Consider the following 5067-nt stretch of genomic DNA (forward strand, 5'->3'; position numbering starts at 1 on the left):
CGACACCCCGCTCGGCGGCCAGTGCCGGGGCGTTGACGAACGTCACCTGGTCCTCGATCACCGCCGAGAACAGACCGCGCAGCGCCGAGAGCCGCAGCACGTCAACCTCTTCGGCGGCCAGCTCACCGCGCACCTGTACCGAAATCGACGTCGGCAGCTCGGGCGACAGCGCTCCGACCAGGAGGCCCAGTTTGCGCACCAGGTCGAGCCACGGCGCGACCTCCTCGCCGACGACGCCACCGCCGACGTTGACGGCGTCGGGCACGAACTCGCCCGCCAGCGCCAGCTTCACGCTGGCCGCCACGTCGGTGCCCGCGCGGTCCTGCGCCTCCTCCGTCGATGCGCCGAGGTGGGGGGTGACGACGACCTGGGGCAACTCGAACAGCGGGCTGTCCGTGCATGGTTCGGTGGAGAACACGTCGAGGCCTGCGCCCCGGACGTGTCCGCTGATGACGGCTTCGGCAAGGGCTTCCTCGTCGATCAGCCCGCCACGGGCGGCGTTGACGATGATCACGCCCGGCTTGGTCTTGGCCAATGCCTCCTTGTTGATCAGCCCTGCGGTCTCCTTCGTCTTCGGCAGGTGCACGGAGATGAAGTCTGCGCGGGCCAGCAGCTCGTCGAGGGTGAGCAGTTCGATGCCCAACTGCGCGGCGCGCGCCGCGGAGACGTAGGGGTCGTAGGCGGCGACGTGGGCGCCGAACGCGGCGAGGCGCTGGGCCACCAGCTGCCCGATGCGACCCAGACCGACCACGCCGACGGTCTTGCCGAAGATCTCGGTGCCCGAGAACGACGACCGCTTCCACGTGTGATCGCGCAGTGTCGCGTCGGCGGCCGGAATCTGCCGTGCCGCGGCCAGCAGCAGCGCCAGCGCGTGCTCGGCGGCGCTGTGGATGTTCGAGGTCGGTGCGTTGACAACCAGCACGCCGCGCGCCGTGGCGGCGTCGACGTCGACGTTGTCCAGGCCGACGCCGGCGCGGGCCACGATCTTCAGCTTCGGCGCGGCGGCCAGCACCTCGGCGTCCACGGTGGTGGCCGAGCGGACCAGCAGCGCGTCGGCGTCGGGCACCGCGGCCAGCAGCTTCTCCCGGTCCGGGCCGTCGACCCAGCGCACTTCTACCTGGTCACCGAGGGCGGCGACGGTCGACTGGGCGAGTTTGTCAGCGATCAATACAACGGGCAGGCTCACGCGGCCAGCCTAATGGGCTTGAATCTAGAGGTGGACGTCACCGTCGTCGGCAGTGGGCCCAACGGCCTGAGCGCCGCCGTGATCTGCGCACGGGCCGGGTTGTCGGTGCGCGTCGTCGAGGCCCAATCGACCGCAGGGGGTGGCGCGCGGACCATGGCCGACCCCGAGTATCCGGGCGTCAGCCACGACATCTGCTCGGCGGTGCACCCGCTGGCGCTGGCCTCGCCGTTCTTCGCAGAGTTCGACCTGCGGGCGCGGGGTGTGAGCTTGGCCGTCCCCGAGATCGCCTACGGCAATCCCCTGCCGAACCGGCCCGCGGCGATCGGCTACCGCGACATCGAACGCACCTGTGCGGAGCTGGACGACGGGGCATCCTGGCGACGACTGCTGGGTCCGCTGGCCGCCGACTGCGACGGCGTGGTCGGCCTGCTGCTCGGCGACAAGCGATCGCTGCCGCCGTCCATTCCCGCGGCGTTGCGCGTCGGCCCGCGACTGCTCGCGCAAGGCACCCCGCTGTGGCGGACGCTGGTCGGCGAGGACGCCCGCGCGCTGTTCAGTGGCGTTGCGGCGCACACGATTTCACGGATGCCGTCACTGGTTTCCTCGGGTGCCGGGTTGATGCTGGCGACGCTCGGGCATGCGGTCGGGTGGCCGATTCCCGTCGGCGGATCGCAGGCCATTCCCGACGCATTGATCGCCGACCTACGCGCGCACGGCGGCGAACTGGTCCTCGGTGAGGAGATCACCACACCACCCGACGGCGTCGTGCTGTACGACACCGCGCCGACCGCACTGCTGCGGATCTACGGCGACGCGCTGCCGCCGCGTTACGCGAAGGCCTTGCGCCGCTACCGGTTCGGGCCTGGCGTGGCGAAGGTCGACTACGTACTGTCCGGCGAGATCCCCTGGCGCGACCCGAGACTGGCGCTGGCGCCCACCCTTCACCTCGGCGGCACACGCGCACAGATGGCGTTGGCCGAGGCGGAGATCGCCAAGGGCCGCCACGCCGAATGGCCGATGATGCTCGCCGCCTCTCCGCACGTCGCCGACCCCGGTCGCATCGACGCCGAGGGCCGTCGACCGCTGTGGACCTACGCCCACGTGCCCGCGGGGTCGACGGTCGACATGGCCGAGGCGGTCACCGACGTGTTCGAACGCTTCGCTCCGGGCTTCCGCGACGTCGTCGTGGCCGTGCGCAGCGTTCCCGCGGCGCGGCTGGCCGACCACAACGCCAACCTGGTCGGCGGCGACATCGGCGTCGGCAGCAATAACATGTTCAGCGCGCTGACCGGCCCGACGCTGCGGCTCAACCCGTGGTCGACACCGATCCCGAAGGCCTACCTATGTTCGTCGGCCGCCCCGCCCGGCGGCGGCGTGCACGGCATGGCCGGCTACTACGCCGCCCGCACGGTGCTGCGTCGCGAGTTCGGCATCAAGAAGTTGCCCAAACTCTCGCCCTAGCTCACGGGCGATCGTGATTGGCTGTTTGCATGACGAAACTCGCTGTCCTCTATTATTCGGCCACCGGGCACGGCACCTCGATGGCCAAACGAGTCGCCGGTGCCGCGGAGGGTGCGGGCGCCGAGGTGCGGGTCCGCCCCGTCGCCGAGACCCGTGATCGGGCGTCATTCGCGGAAAACCCGGCGTGGACCGCCAACTACGAAGCGACCAGGGACCTGCCGCCCGCGACCGGAGACGACATCGTCTGGGCCGATGCGGTGATCTTCGGGTCGCCGACGCGGTTCGGTTCCGTCGCATCACAGCTGCGGAGTTTTCTCGACTCGCTCGGCGGCCTGTGGTCGCAGGGCGAGCTCGCCGACAAGGTGTACGCGGGCTTCACGTCGACGAACACCGCGCACGGCGGGCAGGAAACGACGCTTCTCACGCTCTACGTCACGCTCATGCACTTCGGTGGCATCATCGTGCCGCCGGGTTACACCGATGCGCTCAAGTTCGTCGACGGAAACCCCTATGGCGCCAGCCTCATCGCGGGCCACGACAACATCACCGAATTCGACGACGCCACCAACAACGCGCTTGACCACCTCGCCCGTCGCGTGGTGGCCGTCGCCGACCGCCTCGCCTAACCAAACGCGATTTGTGAGCGCTTTCGTTCGGGAGAGCGAACGTCAGCGCTCACAAATCGCTGGGGTTAGGCCGTTTCGGTGATGGGGCGGTCGACCCAGCTCATCAGGTCGCGCAGCTTCTTGCCGGTCACCTCGATCGGATGCTCGGCGTTCTCCTTGCGCAGCTTCTCCAACCGCTTGTTGCCGCCCTCGACGTTGGCGACGAGTTCCCTGACGAAGCTGCCGTCCTGGATGTCGCGCAGGATGCCGCGCATCCGCTCCTTGGTGTCGGCGTCGATGACGCGCGGGCCGGACAGGTAGCCACCGAACTCCGCGGTGTCGGACACCGAGTAGTTCATCCGGGCGATGCCACCCTCGTACATCAGGTCGACGATCAGCTTGAGTTCGTGCAGCACCTCGAAGTAGGCCATCTCGGGCGCATACCCCGCCTCGACCATGACCTCGAAGCCGATCTTGACCAATTCCTCGGTGCCACCGCACAACACGGCCTGCTCACCGAACAGGTCGGTCTCGGTCTCTTCCTTGAAGGTGGTCTTGATGACGCCGGCCCTGGTGCCGCCGATGCCCTTGGCGTAGGACAGCGCGAGCGCCTCGCCCTCACCGTTCGGGTCCTGGTCGATGGCGATCAGGCAGGGCACGCCCTTGCCATCGACGAACTGGCGGCGGACCAGGTGGCCCGGACCCTTGGGCGCCACCATCCCGATGGTGATGTTCTCGGCCGGCTCGATCAGATCGAAGTGAATGTTCAGGCCGTGGCCGAAGAACAGCGCGTTGCCCGCTACGAGGTTCGGCTCGATGTCGTTCTTGAAGATCTCCGCCTGCGCGGTGTCCGGCGCCAGCAGCATGATGACGTCGGCCCACTTGGCGACCTCGGCCGGGGTGTCGACGGCGAGCCCCTGCTCGGTGACCTTCTCCCGGGACTTGGAGCCCTCCTTCAGACCGACCTTCACCTCGACGCCGGAGTCACGCAGGCTCAGCGAGTGCGCATGGCCCTGGCTGCCATAGCCGATGACGCCGACCTTGCGTCCCTGAATGATCGACAGGTCTGCGTCGTCGTCGTAGAACATCTCAACTGCCACTTCGATTTTCCTTCTCTATTCGGGTTTCGACGGAACTCGTTATTTGACGATGCCGCGGGGTCCGCGGGCGAGGGTCACCATGCCGGACTGGGCGATCTCCCGGATGCCGTAGGGCTCGAGGAGGTTCAGAAGCGCGGTGAGCTTGCCGGGTGTGCCGGTGGCCTCCACGACCAACGACTCGGCCGACACGTCGACCACCTTGGCGCGGAACAGGTTCACCGCCTCGATGATCTGCCCGCGGGTCGAGGCATCGGCGCGCACCTTGATCAGCGCCAGTTCGCGGGAGACGGAGTTTTCCTCGTCCTGCTCCACGATCTTGATCACGTTGATCAACTTGTTGAGCTGCTTGGTGACCTGTTCGAGCGGGAAGTCCTCGACCGAGACGACGATCGTCATCCGGGACAGGCTCTTCTGTTCGGTGGCACCGACCGCCAGCGACTGAATGTTGAAACCACGCCGGGAGAACAGCGACGCGACGCGCGCCAGCACGCCGGGCTTGTCCTCGACGAGGACCGACAAGGTGTGAGTGGTCGTCGTCATTAGGCGTGCCCCTCGGAGTCGTCGTCGAATAGCGGACGAATGCCCTTCGCAGCTTGGATCTCGTCATTGCCGGTGCCCGCGGCCACCATCGGCCACACCTGGTCGTCGGCGCCTACGTTGAAGTCGATCACCACCGGCCGGTCGTTGATCGCCCGCGCCTGGTTGATCACGTCCT

Annotated in this window: 6 protein-coding genes; 2 read left to right on the forward strand and 4 right to left on the reverse strand. The window is 68.0% G+C overall.

The window, feature by feature from the left end; all coding sequences use genetic code 11:
* Positions 1-1186 (reverse strand): phosphoglycerate dehydrogenase (gene serA, locus QOC69_RS34180; RefSeq protein ID WP_526446963.1); only part of this gene is annotated, 1186 nt, incomplete at its 3' end.
* Between the two features lie 30 nt (positions 1187-1216).
* On the opposite strand from serA, the gene QOC69_RS34185 reads away from it, so the two are divergent.
* Together QOC69_RS34185 and wrbA are read left to right on the forward strand one after the other, a co-directional pair.
* The gene (locus tag QOC69_RS34185) at positions 1217-2647 is read left to right on the forward strand and encodes a phytoene desaturase family protein (RefSeq protein ID WP_526446971.1); all 1431 of its coding nucleotides are present in this window, start codon (positions 1217-1219) and stop codon (positions 2645-2647) included.
* Positions 2648-2676: 29 nt separating this feature from the next.
* A complete protein-coding gene (gene wrbA, locus QOC69_RS34190; protein WP_526446965.1) occupies positions 2677-3273 on the forward strand; it encodes an NAD(P)H:quinone oxidoreductase in 597 nt (198 codons plus the stop codon).
* Positions 3274-3338: 65 nt separating this feature from the next.
* On the opposite strand, the gene ilvC is transcribed toward wrbA, so the two are convergent.
* From ilvC to QOC69_RS34205, 3 genes are all read right to left on the reverse strand, one after another.
* Positions 3339-4352 carry a ketol-acid reductoisomerase gene (ilvC, locus tag QOC69_RS34195; RefSeq protein ID WP_526446967.1) on the reverse strand — a complete coding sequence of 338 codons (1014 nt, stop codon included), beginning with the start codon at positions 4350-4352 and terminating at the stop codon, positions 3339-3341.
* A 39-nt stretch (positions 4353-4391) separates the two neighbouring features.
* Complete coding sequence (gene ilvN / locus QOC69_RS34200; RefSeq protein WP_526446969.1) at positions 4392-4892, reverse strand: acetolactate synthase small subunit; 501 nt, start codon at positions 4890-4892, stop codon at positions 4392-4394.
* Positions 4892-5067 (reverse strand): hypothetical protein (locus QOC69_RS34205; RefSeq protein WP_526446973.1); only part of this gene is annotated, 176 nt, incomplete at its 5' end. The genes QOC69_RS34205 and ilvN, both read right to left, overlap by 1 nt.

The sequence above is a fragment of the Mycobacterium sp. genome, from assembly GCF_032162105.1.
GTDB lineage: Bacteria > Actinomycetota > Actinomycetes > Mycobacteriales > Mycobacteriaceae > Mycobacterium.

Excerpts from the sequence above, each read along its gene's own strand:
- wrbA (WP_526446965.1), top strand. The coding sequence starts at position 2,677 with ATGACGAAACTCGCTGTCCTCTATTATTCGGCCACCGGGCACGGCACC.
- ilvN (WP_526446969.1), bottom strand. The coding sequence starts at position 4,892 with ATGACGACGACCACTCACACCTTGTCGGTCCTCGTCGAGGACAAGCCC.